This window comes from Flavobacterium sp. Arc3, assembly GCF_041431375.1.
GTDB lineage: Bacteria > Bacteroidota > Bacteroidia > Flavobacteriales > Flavobacteriaceae > Flavobacterium.
In genome coordinates this window covers 149,965-171,009 of record NZ_JASMRI010000002.1, presented here as the reverse complement: position 1 = coordinate 171,009, position 21,045 = coordinate 149,965, and the positions used below count along the sequence as shown (strand labels likewise).

At 33.8% G+C, this 21,045-nt stretch carries 15 protein-coding genes and 2 tRNA genes; 13 read left to right on the top strand and 4 right to left on the bottom strand.

All coding sequences use genetic code 11. The annotated features are described in order from the left end of the window. The 3 genes from QO200_RS02320 to QO200_RS02310 all read right to left on the bottom strand — a co-directional run bounded on the left by QO200_RS02320 (position 1) and on the right by QO200_RS02310 (position 1,632). Positions 1-73, bottom strand: a tRNA-Gly gene (locus QO200_RS02320). 186 nt (positions 74-259) lie between these two features. After that, positions 260-332, bottom strand: a tRNA-Gly gene (locus QO200_RS02315). A gap of 577 nt (positions 333-909) precedes the next feature. After that, positions 910-1,632, bottom strand: coding sequence for a murein L,D-transpeptidase catalytic domain family protein (locus tag QO200_RS02310; protein ID WP_371535836.1), 723 nt, complete (start codon positions 1,630-1,632; stop codon positions 910-912). 190 nt (positions 1,633-1,822) lie between these two features. On the opposite strand from QO200_RS02310, the gene QO200_RS02305 reads away from it, so the two are divergent. From QO200_RS02305 to pruA, 12 genes are all read left to right on the top strand, one after another. Further along, the gene (locus QO200_RS02305; RefSeq protein ID WP_371535833.1) at positions 1,823-4,219 is read left to right on the top strand and encodes a DUF5916 domain-containing protein; all 2,397 of its coding nucleotides are present in this window, start codon (positions 1,823-1,825) and stop codon (positions 4,217-4,219) included. 140 nt (positions 4,220-4,359) lie between these two features. After that, the gene (locus tag QO200_RS02300; protein ID WP_371535830.1) at positions 4,360-6,777 is read left to right on the top strand and encodes a DUF5916 domain-containing protein; all 2,418 of its coding nucleotides are present in this window, start codon (positions 4,360-4,362) and stop codon (positions 6,775-6,777) included. Positions 6,778-6,917: 140 nt separating this feature from the next. Next, positions 6,918-8,435, top strand: a complete 1,518-nt coding sequence (gpmI, locus tag QO200_RS02295) for a 2,3-bisphosphoglycerate-independent phosphoglycerate mutase (RefSeq protein ID WP_371535828.1) — start codon at positions 6,918-6,920, stop codon at positions 8,433-8,435. Positions 8,436-8,563: 128 nt separating this feature from the next. Continuing rightward, positions 8,564-9,241 (top strand): TetR/AcrR family transcriptional regulator, encoded by a 678-nt coding sequence (locus QO200_RS02290; protein WP_371535827.1) that lies wholly within the window; start codon positions 8,564-8,566, stop codon positions 9,239-9,241. Positions 9,242-9,244: 3 nt separating this feature from the next. Further along, on the top strand, positions 9,245-10,903 hold the full coding sequence (locus tag QO200_RS02285) for a peptidase domain-containing ABC transporter (protein WP_371535825.1): 1,659 nt from the start codon (positions 9,245-9,247) through the stop codon (positions 10,901-10,903). 4 nt (positions 10,904-10,907) lie between these two features. Beyond that, positions 10,908-12,257: an HlyD family secretion protein gene (locus tag QO200_RS02280; protein ID WP_371535823.1), complete on the top strand. Its 1,350-nt coding sequence runs from the start codon at positions 10,908-10,910 to the stop codon at positions 12,255-12,257. Further along, positions 12,257-13,645, top strand: a complete 1,389-nt coding sequence (locus QO200_RS02275; protein ID WP_371535821.1) for a TolC family protein — start codon at positions 12,257-12,259, stop codon at positions 13,643-13,645. The genes QO200_RS02280 and QO200_RS02275 overlap by 1 nt, the downstream gene beginning before the upstream one ends. A 43-nt stretch (positions 13,646-13,688) precedes the next feature. Next, a complete protein-coding gene (gene map / locus QO200_RS02270; RefSeq protein WP_371535818.1) occupies positions 13,689-14,507 on the top strand; it encodes a type I methionyl aminopeptidase in 819 nt (272 codons plus the stop codon). Positions 14,508-14,650: 143 nt separating this feature from the next. Continuing rightward, positions 14,651-15,421 (top strand): class I SAM-dependent methyltransferase, encoded by a 771-nt coding sequence (locus QO200_RS02265; RefSeq protein ID WP_371535816.1) that lies wholly within the window; start codon positions 14,651-14,653, stop codon positions 15,419-15,421. Positions 15,422-15,503: 82 nt separating this feature from the next. Next, positions 15,504-16,763 (top strand): DUF5103 domain-containing protein, encoded by a 1,260-nt coding sequence (locus QO200_RS02260; RefSeq protein WP_371535814.1) that lies wholly within the window; start codon positions 15,504-15,506, stop codon positions 16,761-16,763. A gap of 81 nt (positions 16,764-16,844) precedes the next feature. Then, positions 16,845-17,231 carry a Co2+/Mg2+ efflux protein ApaG gene (gene apaG / locus QO200_RS02255; protein WP_371535811.1) on the top strand — a complete coding sequence of 129 codons (387 nt, stop codon included), beginning with the start codon at positions 16,845-16,847 and terminating at the stop codon, positions 17,229-17,231. Positions 17,232-17,400: 169 nt separating this feature from the next. Then, on the top strand, positions 17,401-19,029 hold the full coding sequence (gene pruA / locus QO200_RS02250) for an L-glutamate gamma-semialdehyde dehydrogenase (protein WP_371535808.1): 1,629 nt from the start codon (positions 17,401-17,403) through the stop codon (positions 19,027-19,029). Between the two features lie 110 nt (positions 19,030-19,139). Here pruA and rsmG read toward each other — a convergent pair whose 3' ends face one another. Next, positions 19,140-19,769, bottom strand: coding sequence for a 16S rRNA (guanine(527)-N(7))-methyltransferase RsmG (gene rsmG / locus QO200_RS02245; RefSeq protein WP_371535806.1), 630 nt, complete (start codon positions 19,767-19,769; stop codon positions 19,140-19,142). A 109-nt stretch (positions 19,770-19,878) separates the two neighbouring features. Between rsmG and QO200_RS02240 the strand changes: the two genes are divergently transcribed. After that, the gene (locus QO200_RS02240; protein WP_371535803.1) at positions 19,879-20,970 is read left to right on the top strand and encodes a fatty acid desaturase; all 1,092 of its coding nucleotides are present in this window, start codon (positions 19,879-19,881) and stop codon (positions 20,968-20,970) included. Positions 20,971-21,045 lie beyond the last annotated feature (75 nt).

Here is a 21,045-nt window from a genome sequence, read left to right as displayed (position 1 = left end):
AGCGAAAGACGAGGCTCGAACTCGCGACAACCAGCTTGGAAGGCTGGAGCTCTACCAACTGAGCTACTTTCGCATTAACAGGGTGCAAATATACAAACTAATTCAAACCAACGCAAGTTTTTTTATAAAAAAATAAAAACACTTTCATTTATTAAAATCAAGAATGAGCAATACACTATTTCAAACCTCTTCTAAAGGTTAAAAAACAATTCAACATTAGTAATAAAAAAGCCGAAACAATTAAGTTTCGGCTTTGAAGAGCGAAAGACGAGGCTCGAACTCGCGACAACCAGCTTGGAAGGCTGGAGCTCTACCAACTGAGCTACTTTCGCATTACTGTGGTGCAAATATAGATAATAAGTTAGCTTTAAAACAAGTTTTTTGATGAAAATTTCACAAAAAAAACACACTTTAATTATAACCGTTTTAAAATTAAAATGTTACAAATTTTATTTTTTCTCAACACTATGCGTATTCTTATAAAAGTACCATTTAGAACGAGCTGTTTAACCCAATAAGCTGTCCCCTTACTTGGCATAATCACCATTAGCCCTCTATTTAATGCTGATAATATAGAAACGAACTCTGTTTTTGACTTGGTATCAAACAAAAAGTTAAGTGGTACCCTCTCATTTTACATTACATCCCACATATTAATTGAACAAAACATCGAACCCCAGACTCGAATAATAGTCGTTTTAGCAAGAAAAAGAAATTCCAATAAATATATAAAGTACTAGAAAAGACATCGACTTGTCTAAAAAAGCAATCAAGGAAAGCTTATTTTACAGCAAGCTATCTATTTAAAAAACACAGGGAGTTAATAGCGACTCTAGCCAAATTCTCGCACAAAAAAAAGACGCCGTTTGTAAAACTACAAACGGCGTCTTTTTTTCAATCTTAATAAATTTACGAAACCAACTTAGAAGCTATTTTATAACTGTCTGATGGGTAATAAATAAACAAACACGATTTATCTTTTATCGTTTGTATTATCTCGCTGGATAGATTCATTGGTAGCGCAGGACAACCCAAACTTCTTCCTAGCCGCTTGTTATTATGTATAAAAGAATTAGAAACGTAATCTGCACCATGAATAACAACCGCTCTTTCTCTTGCATTATTGTTAATTCCTTTTTCTAAGCCATCCAATCTAAGTGATTTTCCGTGCTTACCACTATATATTTCACCTGTGGCATAGAATCCCAGACTACTTTTGAAAGATTGAGCTGAATTTGAAAAGCTAGTAGCAAATTCATCTCCGGTATTTCTTCCATGAGCAACTAAAGAGTTGTATAAAATTGTATTAGTCGTAAGATCAATTACCCAAAGTCTTTTAGAGTTAGACGACATACTAAAATCAATAAGGGTTAGTATGTTCTTACTAACTAATCCTTTTTCTTTTAATAAGTAGAACCCTTTAAGGGCTTCTGTAAAGCTTTTTAATTTTGGTAAAGCAAATTGGTTCGAGTTTAAGCTGTTGTAAACAACTTCTTCAGTACTTTCGGAAGTAACGTATCTAACTTTAGCAATTTCTGTCTTCTTTTCAGTTTTAACCTCAGAGAAAAATAAATTACTGGCAGAAATAGAAACGACCATTAGAAACAGAGCAGGGAATATTTTATAAATCATTGATTTTAATTGTGTTAAATGATAGATTAAGGATTACAAAAGTATTAAAATTAATTAAGCAAGACAACCAAAACTTTTATTTAAGGAATCTTTAACCATTTTTAAGTACTATTCTGACATTTAAAAATATATCACAGAACTTGATAGTTATGTTAATTTCATTACTTTTGTTTTAACCAAATCATAATTCATGCCAAAGTTCTATTCTTTTATTATACTTTTTTTCATTTTATTTAGCTTAAACACATATTGTCAGAAAAAGACTCTTTTTGCAAAAGCCACTACTGAAACCATACTTATTGACGGAAAATCTAATGAACAGGCATGGATAACAGACACAAACATCGCTACTGATTTCATTATGTTTGAGCCTGACAACGGCAAACCTATCAGTGAGAATAAGAAGACTGAAGTAAAGGTTTTATATGACAACGAAGCGATTTATATTTCGGCAATTTTATACGATAACGAACCTAATAAAATTCAGAAAGAAATAACAAATCGGGATGTATTTGGTGTATCAGATCACTTTTCTGTTTCTATAAATGGCTTTAATGATGGGCAGCAAGATTTTAAATTCTATGTCAGTGCAGCGAATGTTCAAATGGATTGTTTAGCTACAGAAGCAAGTGAAGATTTTTCTTGGGATGCTATCTGGGAAAGCAAAGCGACTATCACCGATTTTGGATGGGTCGTTGAAATGAAAATCCCTTATGCCGCTTTACGCTTTACTAATACACCAAAACAAACTTGGGGACTGAACTTTATGCGTGAAATAAAACGCGATGTCCAAAAATACACGTGGAATCGCGTCGATACTAAAATTGGAGCTGTGATTACTCAAGCAGGAACGCTCGAGGGAATCGAAAATATCAAACCTCCAATACGACTATTCTTTATCCCTTATGTCTCCGCTTATTATCAGGAGGATGATTTTACAGCCGACAGAACTTTTAAAGCTGGGCTTGACATCAAATATGGTATCAACGACTCTTTTACGTTAGATGCCATTTTAATACCTGACTTTGGTCAGACTAAATTTGACAATGCCATACTAAATCTGGAACCTTTCGAACAACAACTAGAAGAAAACCGACCTTTTTTTACGGAAGGAACTAACTTATTCAACATTGGAAATATATTTTATTCCCGAAGAATTGGTGGAGAACCAAGCTCCTACCCAAATGTAGCAGCAGACGAAGAAGTTACAAACTACTCCAGCTCTGTAGATTTAATAAATGCCGTAAAAGTATCTGGAAGAACAGAGAAAGGCTTAGGTATAGGTTTCCTCAATGCTGTTACAGAAAAAACATACGCAACAATCGAAAATACCGCTACTGAACAAAAGCGAAAAGAAGTAATTGAACCACTGACTAATTATAACGTCATAGTATTAGACCAGCGTTTTAATCAAAATTCGTCTGTTTCATTTGTTAATACTAATACAACACGCAATGGAAGTTTTAGAGATGCAAATGTTTCTGCTTTATTATTTGACTTAAGTACCAAAGCAAATTCTTATAACTTATATGGTGATTTTAAATATAGCACCATCAATACCATCGAAGATTACAATGGATTTAAATCATCTCTAAATTTTGCTAAAACAAGCGGACAGTACCGATATTCCTTCTCAGGGAGATATACCTCAAAAAGTTACGACAACAATGACCTAGGAATTAATTATTACACTAATTTCTACAATCTATACAGCAATATAAGTTACAGAATATTAAATCCCACAAAAAGTTTCAACACCTTCAAGTTTTTTAATGAGTTTAGTGTGACGTACGACAACACTACTGGAAAACTTCAAGAAGGTTTATACAAACCAACAATTAAAGCAACTACAAAGCGCAATCACTATTATGAATTTGGGTTAGACATTAAGCCATTTGAAGCATATGACTTTTATGAACCTAGAGTTGATGGTCGTTATTTACATTTACCAAAAAGCATAGGCGAGTATTTAGGCGTAGAATTTAATCGCAACAACGCTTTTACTTTTGATTTTACTCAAAGTTTCACAAAGTACGACCAAGAAGGAAGATATATTTACGGAATAGCAATTGGGCCAAAGTATAGAGTTAACGACAAGTTTTCAATTTATCTTGTAGCAGATTATACACACAAAATAAATGACTTGGGCTGGGTTGGTTTTGAAAAATCTGATATTATAATTGGTAAAAGGAATAGAGAAATTTTACAAAACGACTTGACTGGTAAATATTCCATCAACAACAAGATGACACTTAATCTAACTGCTCGTTACTACTGGTCATACTCAGAAAACAAAGACTTCTATACTTTACAAGACAATGGAAGCTTATCCGAAAACAGTACGTACATCCTAAATAGAAATAGAAATTTCAACTCTTGGAATCTTGATTTTTCTTACTCTTGGTGGTTTGCACCGGGAAGTGAATTATCCATCTTATACCGTAACTACGCTCAAGAAGGAAGTAGTACTGTTGAAAAGAGATTAAACAGAAATCTTAAAACTGTTTTTGATAGCAACATGACCAATATACTATCTGTAAGTGTTCGTTATTTCATTGATTACAATCGAATAAAACATAAATTTTAAAATTTCTACAACAAAAGTGTAACAATCTGTTTTGAAACTTGTCTATTATCTGAAGCCTTTTTAATTTCTGTTTTTTTCTAATATACTAAACTTATAAAAAATGGCTCTAGATTAATTTCGTTTCATCTATAGATTGTTTTATGAAGTACCTTTTTTTGATATTATTTATTTTGACCTATTCCTTTGGCTACAGCCAAAAAAAAATATTACAAACTAAATTCACAACTGATAACATAACTATTGACGGGAAACTGGACGAAAGCATCTGGCAATCTACTCCAGAAGCTACAGATTTCATCATGTTCCAGCCTGATAACGGCAAACCAATTGCAGAAAATAAAAAAACAATTGTAAAAGTGCTTTATGATAATGATGCTATTTATGTTGCCGCATTATTATATGATGACGAACCAGATAAAATCAGGAAAGAGATTTCCCAACGAGACAGTTTTGGAGTTTCAGATCTTTTTGGCGTCTTTATAAACGCTTTTAATGACGGACAGCAAGATTTTCAATTTTTTGTCAACGCTGCCGATGGGCAGGCTGATTGCATTACGACTAATACTAACGGGGAAGACTACTCATGGGACGCAATATGGAAAAGCAAAGCGCTTATTACTGACTTTGGCTGGGTCGTTGAAATGAGAATTCCTTATGCTGCGCTACGCTTTTCTGGAGAACAAAAACAAACTTGGGGACTTAACTTTTTTAGAGAAGTAAAAAGAGACCGTCAAAAATACACCTGGAATTTCATCGACTCAAAAATCGCAAACTCGACGCAACAAAACGGAATTCTTGAAGGTATCGAAAATATTAAACCCCCTACCCGTTTATTTCTTTTACCCTACTCCTCCTTTTACGTTAATGGTAACGGACATCAAAAAACGGTGGGGACCTTAAAAGGAGGCCTAGACATAAAGTATGGCATTAACGATGCGTTTACACTTGACGCTATACTGATTCCTGATTTTGGCCAAACCAAATATGATGATCAGATATTAAATCTAGGTCCATTTGAACAGCAATTTAACGAAAACAGACCGTTTTTTACAGAAGGTACCGACTTATTTAGCAAAGGAGATTTAGTCTATTCCAGAAGAATTGGAGGCAGACCCAGTACTCACCCAACAACTGCAGAAAATGAGACGGTTATTGATAACCCTGCTGGTGTAGATTTAATCAATGCTTTGAAAGTATCGGGCCGAACAAAAGACGGACTGGGTATAGGAATTTTAAATGCAGTAACAAAAAGAACATTTGCCAAAATTGAAAATACAGACACGCAAGAAACAAGAAGACAAGAAGTAGAACCTCTATCAAATTATAACGTACTTGTATTAGACCAACGCTTTCGCAGAAACTCTGCCGTTTCCTTTATCAACACCAATGTCACTAGAAACGGTAGTTTTCGTGATGCAAATGTATCAGCTTTAGTTTGGGATCTAAACACGATGAAGAACACTTATAATCTTTCAGGAAACTTTAAATACAGTTATGTGAATGACATCGTGGATAAAAAAGGAGTTTACACCTCTCTAAATTTTGGTGAAACCAGCGGCCAGTACAGATATAGTGTTGGAGCTGATTTAGTCACAAAGGATTTCGATAATAATGATTTGGGAATCAACTTTGAAACAAACTACTATAGTGTTTACGGGAACGTTAATTACAGAATTTTAAACCCCACAAAACTGTTTAACACTTTTAGGATAAACTATAATATGTACACCCAATTTCATAAGGAAACCGGGAAAATTCAAGGAAACAACATTAATGTCAATCTAAACCTTGACACTAAAAAAAATCACTACGTAGGATTTGGTGTTAACATAGCTCCTGTTGAATCCTATGATTTTTATGAAGCAAGAGCAGAGAACAGGTATGTAATTCTGCCTGAAAGTTATGATGCCTGGCTTTACATCTCTACAAACTACAATAATAAATTTGCATTTGATTTCAATCCTAGCTATTCTGTTTTTAATGAAACCAAAAGAAGAACTTATGAATTCACATTAGGTCCAAGGTACCGTTTTAACGACAAGTTCTCGTTAGTTTATAATTTTGAATTCTTGAGAAAAAACAACAATAAAGGCTATGTTGACAGCGTAGATGGAGATACAAATAACTCCACTCCGGAGACTATTATTTTTGCCAATAGAAATGTGATTACCTATGGCAATAGTCTTTCTGGAAAATACTCCATAAGTAGCAAAATGAATTTTAATGTGGCTGTGCGCCAATATTGGTCTTATGCCGAGAATAAGAATTTCCTATATCTAAAACAAGATGGCAGACTAGAGGATTATCAAAATTACAATACCAATAAAGACTCTAGTTTCTACTCCTGGAATTTTGATCTTTCTTATTCTTGGTGGTTTGCTCCTGGAAGCCAAGTTTCTGTTTTGTATAGAAATAACGCTGCTGATTTTGATAGAGAAATCAATAAAGACTTCCGGAAAAATATCACAAATTTATTAAACAACGATGCCTTGAATCATACCTTTTCTATAAGTGTAAAATATTTCATTGATTATAATAGCTTAAAAAACAAAATCTAAGGTGCGTTAATTTTAAAAAAAGACGCATTCCGTAACAAAATTAACATTATTTAGGCACGTTCTTTCCCGAATGCATAATAGTGATTTCGTTCCCTTCTAAGATTTTAGAAATACTTTATCTTTGTTTAAAATTAATTATAATGAATAAAAAAGTAATTCTTATGATATTAGATGGTTGGGGAAAATCCCCTGACCCTAAAGTATCTGCAATCGACAATGCCAGCATTCCATTTATAAATAGTCTTTATAAAAACTACCCAAGCGCCCAGCTTAGAACCGACGGTTTAAATGTAGGTTTACCTGAAGGACAAATGGGAAATAGTGAAGTAGGACACATGAATCTTGGTGCAGGACGAATAGTTTATCAGGATCTAGCAAAAATAAATTTGGCTGTAGCTAATAAAACACTAGCGAAAGAGCAAGTACTTAAAGATGCCTTTCAATATGCCAAAGACAATCATAAAAAAGTACATTTTTTAGGATTAGTTTCAGATGGAGGAGTTCATTCTCATACCTCCCATTTAAGAGGCCTGATTGATGCAACCCAAGATTATGGATTAAAAGAGGTTTTTGTTCATGCTTTCACTGATGGTCGTGACGTTGACCCGAAATCTGGAAAAAAATACATTCAGGATCTTGAAAATTATATCGCAAACACTTCTGTAAAAATAGCTTCCATAATTGGTAGATATTACGCAATGGATCGTGATAAGCGCTGGGAAAGAGTAAAATTAGCCTACGACTTATTGGTAAACGGTCAAGGAAATCCTTCACAAAACGCAGTGGCGAGTATCGAAGAAAGTTATGAAAACAATGTAACAGATGAATTCATCCATCCCATTGTAATGACTGATGTAAATGACAAACCACTAGCGACTATTGAAGATGATGATGTTGTTATTTTCTTCAATTTCAGAACTGACAGAGGAAGAGAATTGACAGAAGCTCTTTCTCAACAAGATCTTCATGAAGAGAACATGCACAAATTGAATTTGTATTATGTAACTCTGACTAATTATGATGAATCTTATAATAATGTAAAAGTTGTTTATAATAAAGACAACATAACAGAAACCTTAGGCGAGGTTTTAGAAAAAGCCAATAAAAGCCAAATTAGAATTGCTGAAACAGAGAAATATCCTCACGTTACTTTTTTCTTCTCAGGTGGTAGAGAAATTCCATTTAGAGGTGAAAAAAGAATTTTGAAAAACTCTCCAAAAGTCGCTACTTACGATTTGCAACCAGAGATGAGCGCATTTGAATTAACTGATGCCTTAGTTCCAGAACTTGAAAAAGGAGATGTTGATTTTGTATGCCTTAATTTTGCCAATGGTGACATGGTAGGTCATACTGGAATGATGGACGCAGCGATAAAAGCATGTGAAGCAGTTGACAAGTGTGTCGAAAAAGTAATCACAACGGCATTAGCCCATGATTATACCACGATTGTAATCGCAGATCATGGAAACTGTGAAACGATGATTAATCCTGATGGAAGTCCAAATACAGCACATACCACAAATCCTGTCCCTATTATTTTAGTGGACAAAGAATTGAAAGAAATTCACAATGGGGTTCTAGGTGATATAGCTCCAACTATTTTAGATTTAATGGGAATCGAAAAGCCCGCAGTGATGACTCAGCATTCTTTGCTTTAAGACATCCTTATAGCAACCTCTTTCTAAAGGCTATTCAAATTGAATAGCCTTTATTTTTTTAATAAAAAACAGAAAAATATTTGTTTTTAATAGTATTACTATTAGCTTTGCATAAATTACATTTAAATATGAAAGCGATATTTTCTACTATTAAAATTCAGATCAATGAAAAAATCTACGTCAAAGATCCTGAAACCTCAGCACTAGGAAAAAAAATTATAAAAGAAAGCATCCTTTTAATTGAAGATATAGGTTTTGATAATTTTACTTTCAAAAAATTAGGTGCAAAAATCAACTCTAACGAAAGTTCAATCTATCGCTACTTTGAAAACAAACATAAATTATTGTTGTATCTTTCTTCATGGTATTGGAGTTGGATTGAGTACAAGCTGTTTTTTGCCACGAGTAACATTGACGACTCATTTGAAAAACTAAAAAAAGCGATTACTGTAGTAACAGAGAAAATTGAAGATGACTTGGCTACAGAACACATCAACGAATCAGTTTTAAATAAAATAATCATAGCTGAATTCACAAAAACACTCCATACTAAGGAGGTTGATGAAGAAAACAAAGAAGGTTTTTTTTTAATTTACAAAAGAGTAATTAATCGATTAGTTGAAATAATTAATGAAGTAAATCCTAAATATCTATACGCCAGAAGTCTTGCTTCCTCCATAATTGAAGGAGCACTTCATCAGCATTTTTTAAGAGATCATTTGAAAACGATTACGAATTGCAATGATGAAATTAGTCCAACTGATTTCTATATTAACCTTCTTTCAACTTTACTAACAAACAAATAGACCATGACTCCTTTAAAACGACTTTATAACTTATTAGAACTCGATAAGAAAGATGTCTCCCAATTATTCTTCTATGCTATAATTGCGGGACTAGTAAGTTTATCATTACCCCTAGGAATTCAAGCAATTATAAATTTTATTCAATCAGGAAGAGTCAGTGTATCATGGATCGTACTGGTTATTCTTGTTGTTTTTGGAGTGGCTTTAGTAGGCCTGCTTTCATTAATGCAATTGAGAATTACTGAAAATCTACAACAAAAAATATTTGTTCGTTCTTCATTTGAGTTTGCGGCACGATTACCCAAAATAAAATTTGAAGAATTATATGGCAATTACCCACCTGAATTAGCTAACCGCTTTTTTGACACCTTAACCATTCAAAAAGGGACTTCAAAATTATTGTTAGATTTTTCGGCAGCATTACTACAAATTGTTTTCGGAATAATCCTTTTATCCTTGTACCATCCGTTTTTTATTATATTCGGACTGCTTTTATTTTTCCTTTTGTATTTCATTTTTAAATTTTCCTACCATCCTGGCTTAGAAACTAGCCTAAAGGAATCCAAATATAAATACAAAGTAGCAAGTTGGCTTCAAGAAATAGCACGTAACAACTATAGTTTTAGAAACGAACTCAACTTCGCGTATGCATTAGAAAAAAATGACGAACTAGTCGCTACTTATTTGAAGTATAGGGAAAATCATTTTAACGTCATCAAGAGACAATTTACTCAGTTAATCTTTTTCAAAATTATTATTACTGCAGGCTTATTATCGGTTGGTGGCTATTTAGTACTCAGCCAGCAAATGAATATTGGACAATTTGTTGCTGCTGAAATCATTATTTTATTAGTTATAAACTCCGTCGAAAAAATAATTATTGGACTAGAAACTTTTTATGATGTTTTAACTTCTGTCGAAAAAATTGGACAAATCACCGACATGGATTTAGAAGAAGAATCAAAAAGTGACATTTTGAATTGCTTCACGGAAATCATCCTCGAAACAGACAACTTGCGATTTAATTTTCCAGATTCAAAACAGACGATCCTTAAGGCAATTTCATTAAAAATCGAGCAAGGTGAAAAAATATTCCTTGATGGAGAAAATGAATCAGGCAAAACAACTTTAATGCGTGTGTTATCCGGTTTAATGCAACCTACATCTGGTTCCTTTTTTATAAATGACGATACCTTTCAGAAAATTGATTTGAAACAATATCGTTCTCAAATAGGGAGTATTATTAAAGGAGAAACACCCTTTGAAGGAACAATAATTGAGAATATTGCTTTTAACGATAAAAATGTAAGTCAAGAAGATTTAAAATGGGCCATAGATGGTGTCCAGTTAACTTCCTTGATTAAAACGTTGCCCGAAGGGTTAAATACTAAAGTATTTCCTGAAGGCCGACAATTGTCTTCGTCAAATGCTCAAAAAATACTTTTAGCAAGGAGTATTATACACAAACCAAAAATTCTCTTTTACGAAGATCCGACAGATGCAATGGACGAGAACGTCGCTAATGAAATCATTGATTTCATAACATCTGATAAGAACAACTGGACCATAATTGTTTCATCCAAAAATCCGTATTGGAATACTAAATGCAACCGTAACATTACGATGCAAGGTGGTAAAGTCCTTTTAGATACTAAAAAATAGAAAAATGCTTAATATATCTGATAACAACAAACCTAAGCTTCAATCTCTGGATCATTATAAAACAATCCAGAATTTGAGTAATAAGGCGCATTATAAAATCTTAAACAGAATAATTGTTCTAATTGCTGTAATTGGGCTTGCTGCGCTTTTCTTGCCTTGGACACAAAATATATCTGGCTCTGGTGCAGTTACTACTTTAAAGCCTAATCAAAGACCGCAATCCATACAAAGTGTGATATCAGGACGCATCGAGAAATGGTATGTTCAAGAAGGTGATTTTGTCAACAAAGGAGACACAATTTTGTACATATCTGAAATCAAAGAAGATTATATGGATCCAAATCTTGTTGAAAACACTCAGAACCAAGTAAACGCGAAAAAACTGTCTTTACAATCTTATGGCTCGAAAGTAACTACACTTTCGAACCAAATTCAATCTATTGAAATTGAAAAAAAATTAAAACTAGAACAAGCACAAAATAAAATCCTACAGTCGCTTCTTAAAATAAAAAGTGATAGTATGGACTTAGTCGCTGTGAAAACACATTTGAAAATTGCAAACACACAATACAACAGATCGTTACAACTAAATACAGAAGGTTTAAAGCCAATGACTGATGTAGAAGAAAAAAGATTAAAGCTTCAAGAAGTAGATGCAAAGATTATAACGCAAGAAAACAAACTTCTTAGTAGTAAAAACGAATATATCAACTCTAAAGTTGAAACTAATAGAATTAATGCGGAATATGCAGAGAAGGTTGCAAAAGCAGAAAGTGACCAATACACAGCCTTAAGTAATCAATACGACACCCAAGCACAAGTAAGTAAACTTGAAAATCAATATGCAAATTATAGCATTAGAAATGGAATGTATTACATAAAAGCGGCACAAAGCGGCTATATCAACAGGGCTTTGCAGTCTGGAATTGGCGAGACTATAAAAGAAGGGACTCCTATTGTAACAATTATGCCCGCCGTATATGATATCGCGGTAGAAACGTATGTAAATCCTATAGATCTGCCTTTGATCAGCAGAGGAGCGAAAGTAAGAGTTTGGTTTGACGGTTGGCCAACGATAGTCTTTTCAGGCTGGCCGGATATGTCTTATGGTACTTTTGGAGGAGAAATAGTGGCTATTGAAAATTTCATAAGTGACAATGGAAAATACAGAGTACTGATTGCTCCAGATAAAAACGAAGCTAAATGGCCAAAACAACTTAGCATAGGTTCAGGAGCAGAAACAATTGCACTATTAGATACTGTTCCTATATGGTTTGAAATATGGAGAACCTTAAACGGATTTCCTCCGAATTATTACAAAAAAGCAACCACTGAAACTAAAGCAAAGAAATAATGAAGCACCTAATTCTCGTTTTTCTATTCTTAGGATTTGCTGTCTTTGGACAACAAAAAGAGGCAAACGAATTCACCTATAACGAATATTTGGGATATGTAAAAAAATACCATCCGCTGGTAAAAAATGCAAATCTAGAAATTAGTAAAGCCCAGGCTAACCTGATGATGGCTCGCGGTGGCTTTGACCCTAAAATAGACGTTGATTTTAATAAAAAACAATTTAAAGATAAGGAGTATTACTCAATTTTAAACAGTAGCTTTAAAATCCCCACTTGGTACGGAATCGAAATTAAAGCAGGTTTTGACAACAATGAAGGGATTTATCTAAACCCTGAAAACACGGTTCCTAATAAAGGATTGACATCACTAGGAATAAGTGTTCCATTGGGACAGGGTTTGCTTATCAACCAAAGAATGGCTGATGTAAGGAAAGCTAAAATACAAATTCAACTGAGTCAGGCGGAGCGAAAACTACAGGCCATTGCCGTTTTATATGATGCTTCCCTATCCTATTTTAATTGGAAAAAAGCCAACAATGAAGTAAAACTGTACGAAAGTTATAAAGTAAATGCCGAAATTAGATATAAAGGAATTCAATCCTTGATTAAATACGGCGACAAACCTGCAATTGACAGCGTAGAAGCAGGAATAATTATCAGAAACAGATTGCTTAGTTTAGAAGACGCTACACTTAAATTAAACAAAGCTAAACTTGAGTTATCTAATTTCCTTTGGTTAGAAAACAATATTCCACTAGAACTTTCGGATGACCTAATTCCAGAAACCCAATTGGAATTTACCATTCAGGAAACTTTAAAAACAAATGATTTAGTAAATCAAGATTTTGACATTGCTAATCATCCAAAAATAAATGCCCTTACTTCTAAAATTGATATTTTAACTATTGAAAAGAAATTAAAAGCGAATATGCTATTACCTAAAATCGATATTGGTTACACTTATTTATCTGAACCAAGTTATATCGACAACTATCAATTTCAAGATTACAAAATTGGATTGGATTTTTATTTTCCTTTATTTTTAAGAAAAGAGCGCGGAAGTTTGAAGTTAGCCAACTACAAAATACAAGAAACTGAGTTCGTTTTAAATTTAGAGAAAGTGCAGTTAAGCAATAAAATCAATGCTCAAAAATTTGAAATCGAATCTCTTTTGAAACAAAAAACATTAATTAAGGCCTTGGTTAAAGACAATAGCACCATGCTAAATGCCGAAGAACGTTTGTTCTCTATTGGCGAAAGCTCTCTGTTTTTAATCAATACTCGCGAGAATAATTTGGTCAGTGCGCAGCTTGCTCAAATAACTTTAGAGAATCGATTTTATGTTTCTAATTCGGAACTTTTTAAAATCATGGCCAATCCTGATTAAACAATTTTAAAATCGTACTTTTGCAAACTGAAAATAACAAAGTATGATCATAGTTAAATCCCGCGAAGAAATAGAATTAATGCGCGAAAGTGCTTTAATAGTATCGAAAACATTAGGAATGATTGCTTCTGAAATTAAAGAAGGAGTTACCACATTACATTTAGATAAATTAGCAGAAGAATTCATTCGTGACCATGGTGCTGTCCCTAGTTTCCTAGGTTTATATGGCTTCCCAAACTCATTATGTATGAGTCCGAATGCACAAGTTGTACACGGAATCCCAAACAATACGCCTCTTAAAAGTGGGGATGTCATATCAGTAGACTGTGGCGCTTATAAAAATGGATACCATGGAGATCATGCTTATTCATTTGAAATAGGGGAAGTAGATCCAGAAACTAAAAAGCTATTACAAGTTACTAAAGAATCATTGTACGTAGGTATCCGCGAATTCAAAGCTGGAAATCGCGTAGAAGATGTTGGTAATGCCATCCAGAAATATACTGAATCACACGGATACGGAGTAGTTCGTGAATTAGTCGGACACGGTCTTGGGCAAAAAATGCACGAAGATCCAGAAATGCCTAATTACGGAAAACGTGGTCGTGGAAAACTTTTTGTAGAAGGTATGGTTGTAGCAATTGAGCCAATGATCAACCTAGGAACAAAAAACATTAAACAGCACAAAGACGGTTGGACAATAACCACAGCCGATAATAAACCAAGTGCCCATTTTGAGCATGACGTTGCTCTTATTGACGGTAAACCAGAAATATTATCCACATTTGCTTATGTATATCAAGCATTAGGAATTGTGAGTACGGAAGAGGACGAATTTAGAAAAGTACCATTAGTGTTATAATTATTTAGAACACCGATTTTTCAATAAAGTAAACTCAAAACTAACTTGTAGCCTCTAAAAACAAAATTGGATTGCTAGTTATTTGTGAAAAGAAAAATCTAAAATACAAAAGAATTATTTTATAAATTAATCTGTGAGCATCTGTGAAATATGTGTTTAAATTAATACTCAATACCATCCCTCGCCCATTGCTTATTCGTTTAAGTTATGTAGCCAGACCTGTTTTGGCTTTAGCTTTAAAAGGGGATAAATTTACCGATCCTATAGACGGAAAAAGTTTTAAATCGTTCTTGCCTTATGGCTACGGAACACAAAGGAACAATGTACTATCACCAAGCACACTTTCTTTAGAAAGACATCGTTTACTTTGGTTATTTCTTAATGAAGAATCAGATTTTTTTACTTCTAATGTAAAAAAGAAAGTACTTCACTTTGCACCTGAACAAGCATTTTATAAGTTATTTAGAAACCAGAAAAATCTGGATTATACGACTACTGATTTATTCTCTCCTCTGGCAGATGTAAAAGCAGATATATGCGATTTACCATTTGAAGACAATCAGTATGACGTAATTTTGTGTAATCATGTTTTAGAACATATCCCAGACGATACGAAAGCAATGCAAGAATTGTATCGTGTATTGAAACCTGGCGGAATGGCGATTTTGCAAATTCCACAAGATTTATCTAGAGCAGTAACTTTTTCTGACGACACAATAACCGATCAAAAAGAACGCGCTAAGATATTTGGACAGTATGATCATGTTCGTATTTATGGTCGTGATTATTTTGACAAACTAAGAAGCATTGGATTTAAAGTAATTGAAGAAGATTATACAAATAAAATTGCTCCAGAACTCGTGGAAAAATATTGTTTAGCAAAAGGTGAAATCATTCCTGTGTGTTTTAAATAACACACTTAAAACGCGGTAAATAACTGGCATAATTATGGTATAACTTAATTCGTTATATTTACATTTCAGCAATTTAATAATTATGCTTAATTCCTTTTTTCAAAAAATAGTACTGCTTTTCATCATTACTTCAGCTACTGCACAAGTAGAAAATGAAATCGCCCCGCCATTTAACATCAAGACCGTTTCCTTTATTCAGAACAATGAAAATGTTGTTCCTATATTTGAATTAGGCAGCGGATTCCAATTACAATTTGATGATTTATATGGAAATGAAGCAGATTATTATTACGAAATAATTCACTGCGACTATAACTGGAAACCATCAGAAATTCCTAAAAACGAATACCTACAGGGTTTTGACAACCAAAGGATTCAAAATTACACCAACTCGTTTAACACCTTACAGATTTATTCCCACTATACATTATCTATCCCAAATCAGTTTACGCAGCAGTTGCGTATTAGTGGAAATTACATTCTGAAAGTTTTAAATAATGATAAAGAGATTGTGTTTACACGAAAGTTTATTTTGTATGAAGATTTGGTAACAGTTCCCTTGCAGGTAAAACGAGCAAGAACGGTAAGCAATTTAGAATACAAGCACAACCTAGAATTTTCCATAAAATCGAATACGCTCGCTTTTCAAAATCCTTTAAAAAATGTGAAAGTAGTTTTACTACAAAACGGGAAATTCGATAGTGCAATGAAAAATATTCAACCGCAATATACCATTGGGAATGATTTAATCTATAAATACGATACTGAGACTCAGTATTGGGCCGGTAACGAATTTTTGTATTTTGAAAACAAAGATATTAGAGCCGCCAATAATAACGTCGCACGTGTTGATGCAACGACTGATATCTACAGTTCCTATTTATACACAAATAACGCACGTGCAAATTTTCCTTATACCGTCTACGAAGATATTAATGGAAATTTTGTCGTTCGCAATTTAAATGCGACTAATAATAGTAAGATTGAAGCAGATTATGCTTGGGTTTATTTCAGCCTCTCTGCTCCCACTTTTAACAACGACAACGCAATCTATATTAACGGGATGTTTAACAATTATAGCCTGACTCCTGAATTCAAGATGGACTACAATCCAAAAAAAGGAATATACGAAAAAGCCCTTTTGATAAAACAAGGATTTACAAATTTTGAATATGTGATTGTCGACCGTAAAGGAGCCATCGATAATAAAAATGCAATAGACGGTAATTTTTACCAAACAGAAAATGATTATACAATTCTAGTCTATTATCGTAAAAACACAGATCGTTATGATAGGGTAGTTGGAAAAGGAAACGCTAACTCCCTAAACATCATCAATTAAAAAAATAGTTAGAAAAGCCTCAATACAAAATCAAAATTTTGTAAATTTGTTATCTATTAAACACTTAACTACTATTCCATAATGGTATCTCAAATAACAAGAGGCATAAAAATTTCAGTATTGACTAGTTTTGAAGGCACGTACTTCAAGAACTATAAGATCCATTTTGCCTTTAGTTACCAAGTAACAATAGAGAACCATAGCAAAGATTCTGTTCAACTAACTTCTCGTCATTGGGAAATTTATGATTCTTTAAACAATATTGAAATTGTTGATGGCGAAGGAATTATTGGAAAAAAACCCGTTCTAAAACCTGGCGAACTTCATACTTACAGTTCTGGATGTTTATTAGGCTCTCCATACGGTGCTATGAAAGGTTATTTCAACATGATCAACTTTACGAGTACAAAAAACTTCAAGGTTTTTATCCCCACATTTAAATTATGTGCGCCGTTTGCATTGAACTGATCTTTACTCTTCTGAATATATTTCACTTTCTTATAGTTTATTTATCATATTTTTAATTTATCCTTTGTACTTTTGCTATGAAATAAATTATTCGCAACTTTTTGAATAATTTATTTGTTCAATTGTCTAATCTTACCTGTAAACTAACAGGTTATCAAATTACAATATCATGCTAAAAGGATTTTTTCACGTACCAAAAGCGGTAAACGAACCAGTAAAAGGGTATGCACCAAATTCACCTGAAAAAGCAGCCGTTCAAGCAGCTTATACTAAAATGTGGAATTCTAAAATCGACGTTCCTTTATATATCGGAGCCGAAGAAATTAGAACTGGAAATACTAAAAACATGTCGGCTCCTCACGACCATAAACATATCGTAGGAACATATCACCTTGCTGAAAAATCTCATGTTGAGAAAGCTATTGCAAATGCATTAGAATCAAGAACAGCTTGGGCAAATATGGCTTGGGAACAACGCGCAGCTATTTTCTTAAAAGCAGCTGAACTTATTGCTGGACCATACAGAGCTAGAATCAATGCTGCAACAATGATTGCGCAGTCTAAAAATGTTCATCAGGCAGAAATTGATGCTTCATGTGAGCTTATTGACTTTTTACGTTTCAACGTAGAATTCATGACTCAAATATACGGAGACCAACCAACATCTACTTCAGATATGTGGAACCGTCTAGAATACAGACCTCTTGAGGGATTTGTATATGCAATTACACCATTTAACTTTACAGCGATTGCCGGTAATCTTCCAGCAAGTGCTGCAATAATGGGTAACGTTGTTGTTTGGAAACCAAGCGACAGTCAAGTATTCTCAGCACAAATCATTATTGAAGTATTCAAAGAAGCAGGTGTTCCTGATGGAGTTATTAATGTGGTTTTCGGAGACCCTGAAATGATCACCGATACGGTTTTGGCAAGTCGTGATTTTGCAGGATTGCATTTCACCGGTTCAACTAACGTATTCAAAGATATCTGGGCAAAAATCGGAGCTAACATCCGCCACTACAAAACCTACCCAAGAATCGTAGGTGAAACAGGTGGAAAAGATTTCATAATAGCGCATTCAAGTGCGAACCCAAAACAAGTTTCTACAGGAATTGTTCGTGGAGCTTTTGAATTCCAAGGACAAAAATGTTCAGCAGCTTCTAGATCTTATGTACCAAAAAGTATATGGCCAGCAGTAAAAGAACAAATTATCGCTGATGTAAAATCAATGAAAATGGGTTCTCCTGAAGATTTTAGTAATTTCATTACTGCAGTAATTCACGAAGGTTCATTTGATAAATTGGCTAGTTTTATTGACCAAGCTAAAAAAGATACTGACGCTGAAATCATCGTTGGAGGAAACTACGACAAATCAGTAGGGTACTTTATTGAGCCAACAGTTATCGTTACAACAAACCCTCATTACTCTACAATGGCAACTGAATTATTCGGACCAGTAATGACTATTTTCGTTTACGAAGATGCTAAATGGGAAGAAACATTAGAATTAGTAGATACTACATCTGAATATGCATTAACAGGAGCTGTTTTTAGCCAAGATCGTTATGCTATTGAAGTAGCGACTGTAAAATTACAAAATGCTGCTGGTAACTTCTATATCAATGACAAACCAACAGGTGCTGTCGTAGGACAACAGCCATTTGGTGGAGCAAGAGCTTCAGGAACGAATGACAAAGCAGGTTCTCCATTGAACTTATTGCGTTGGGCTTCTCCTAGAACAATAAAAGAAACTTTTGTAACTCCAGTAGATTACAGATACCCATTTTTGGGAGAATAGTTTTTTTAGTACCAAGTTTTATTTACGAAGTACAACATAAATAAAAACCCACAAGACTCAAATTCGTTTGAGATTTTGTGGGTTTTTCTATAAATAGGAATTCGAATTTCCTAACTCGTAAACTTCAAAGGTACGTGAACCACCTTCTTTGTCTCAAAGAATTCATCTTCGAAGAAATCAGCCAAATCGTATTGTGTTGCTTTTGGAAAGTCTTTCAACTCTTCCTTCAAATCTCCGCCTTTTAGATAGAGAATACCATTTCTCAACTCGTGCTTGCTTTTCTTTTTTACTTTGTCTTTTATCCAAGAAACAAAATCCGGCATATTAGTCACGGCGCGACTCACGATGAAGTCAAAATCACCTTTAACTAATTCTGCTCTTAATTGTTCTGCCTTAACATTTTCAAGTCCTAATGCATCAACAACAGCCTGAACTACTTTGATTTTCTTTGCTATTATGTCAATCAGATGAAAACGTGTTTCCGGAAAAAGAATCGCTAATGGAATTCCAGGAAATCCACCACCAGTTCCCACGTCAAGGACATAAGTACCTGGTACAAAATCTATAATTTTGGCAATCCCCAAAGAATGCAAAATATGCTTTGTATATAAAGCGTCAATATCTTTTCTCGAAATAACATTTATTTTTTCGTTCCAATCGTGGTATAAAAAGTCTAACTTTTCGAATTGCTCCTTTTGGATATCAGTTAAATTAGGAAAATACTTAAGAATCTCGTCCATCGTTCAAATTTTTTAACAAAAGTACAGTTTTTAACTCTTAAATATTTAACTCAATTTGGCATAGTTAAAATTTATAATAATTATCTTTACAACTTATTACATTATTGATATGATCAAAACACCTCCTACATTTGCGAAGCAAGATAAATTAAAGTTCTTTAGAACGCTTAACTCACGGGTTAACAATTACTTCAAGGAAAATAATATCAAAAAAACGGGGAACTGGAAACTCCATTTAAAAACTATTATCCTGATAACCGTTTTTCTTGCGCCTTACTTTTTAATATTAACTCTTGATATGCCTTTCTGGGCACACCTACTATTAACAATCGTTATGGGCATAGGTATGGCTGGAGTTGGGATGAATGTAATGCATGATGGAAATCATGGTTCCTATTCTAACAAAAACTGGGTCAATAAATTCATGGGTGGTACCATTTACATTCTTGCCGGAAATGTACACAACTGGCAGGTTCAACACAATGTATTGCACCATACCTATACTAATATCCCTGGCCATGATGAAGATCTGGATGCTGGACGAATTATACGATTTACAAAAGATGCAAAATGGCATTCTTTCCATCGCTTTCAACAATACTACTCTGTCTTTTTATATGGTTTATTAACTTTCAATTGGGCAATTACAACCGATTTTAAGCAAATGAGAACCTACCTAAAAAGAAAATTATCATACGGTGAAGCCAAGAGCCCAAAAACACTTTGGACAACTTTGATTATCACAAAAGTGATTTACGTTTCTATCTGGATTGTATTACCTATCGTTATTGGAATTGCTTGGTGGAAAGTATTAATTGGTTTCTTTATCATGCACTATACTGCTGGATTAATTTTGAGTGTCGTATTTCAATTGGCACACGTTGTCGAAGAAACAGATAATCCTTCTCCAAACGAATTAGGAGAAATGGGCAACACTTGGGCAATTCACCAATTATTTACCACGACTAATTTTGCTCCAAAAAACAAAATAGTAAACTGGTATACTGGTGGTTTGAATCACCAAATTGAACATCATATTTTTCCAAATATCAGCCATATTCATTATGGTAATATTGCAAAAATCGTTAAGGAAACTGCAGCAGAATGCAATTTGCCATATTACGAATACAAAACAATGCGAAGTGCCGTTATTGCTCATTTCAAACATTTGAAAGATTTAGGAATGAAACCAGCAATGTAAGAACACACATTGTATAGATGATGCTTTACAGCGCATCTCGATAGAATCAAATAAATAATTAACCACCCTCATTTT

What these genes read in the sequence shown, in the direction of transcription:
- QO200_RS02310 (WP_371535836.1), bottom strand. Translation starts at nt 1,632, where the DNA reads ATGATTTATAAAATATTCCCTGCTCTGTTTCTAATGGTCGTTTCTATT.
- QO200_RS02305 (WP_371535833.1), top strand. Translation starts at nt 1,823, where the DNA reads ATGCCAAAGTTCTATTCTTTTATTATACTTTTTTTCATTTTATTTAGC.
- QO200_RS02300 (WP_371535830.1), top strand. Translation starts at nt 4,360, where the DNA reads ATGAAGTACCTTTTTTTGATATTATTTATTTTGACCTATTCCTTTGGC.
- gpmI (WP_371535828.1), top strand. Translation starts at nt 6,918, where the DNA reads ATGAATAAAAAAGTAATTCTTATGATATTAGATGGTTGGGGAAAATCC.
- QO200_RS02290 (WP_371535827.1), top strand. Translation starts at nt 8,564, where the DNA reads ATGAAAGCGATATTTTCTACTATTAAAATTCAGATCAATGAAAAAATC.
- QO200_RS02285 (WP_371535825.1), top strand. Translation starts at nt 9,245, where the DNA reads ATGACTCCTTTAAAACGACTTTATAACTTATTAGAACTCGATAAGAAA.
- QO200_RS02280 (WP_371535823.1), top strand. Translation starts at nt 10,908, where the DNA reads ATGCTTAATATATCTGATAACAACAAACCTAAGCTTCAATCTCTGGAT.
- QO200_RS02275 (WP_371535821.1), top strand. Translation starts at nt 12,257, where the DNA reads ATGAAGCACCTAATTCTCGTTTTTCTATTCTTAGGATTTGCTGTCTTT.
- map (WP_371535818.1), top strand. Translation starts at nt 13,689, where the DNA reads ATGATCATAGTTAAATCCCGCGAAGAAATAGAATTAATGCGCGAAAGT.
- QO200_RS02260 (WP_371535814.1), top strand. Translation starts at nt 15,504, where the DNA reads ATGCTTAATTCCTTTTTTCAAAAAATAGTACTGCTTTTCATCATTACT.
- apaG (WP_371535811.1), top strand. Translation starts at nt 16,845, where the DNA reads ATGGTATCTCAAATAACAAGAGGCATAAAAATTTCAGTATTGACTAGT.
- pruA (WP_371535808.1), top strand. Translation starts at nt 17,401, where the DNA reads ATGCTAAAAGGATTTTTTCACGTACCAAAAGCGGTAAACGAACCAGTA.
- rsmG (WP_371535806.1), bottom strand. Translation starts at nt 19,769, where the DNA reads ATGGACGAGATTCTTAAGTATTTTCCTAATTTAACTGATATCCAAAAG.
- QO200_RS02240 (WP_371535803.1), top strand. Translation starts at nt 19,879, where the DNA reads ATGATCAAAACACCTCCTACATTTGCGAAGCAAGATAAATTAAAGTTC.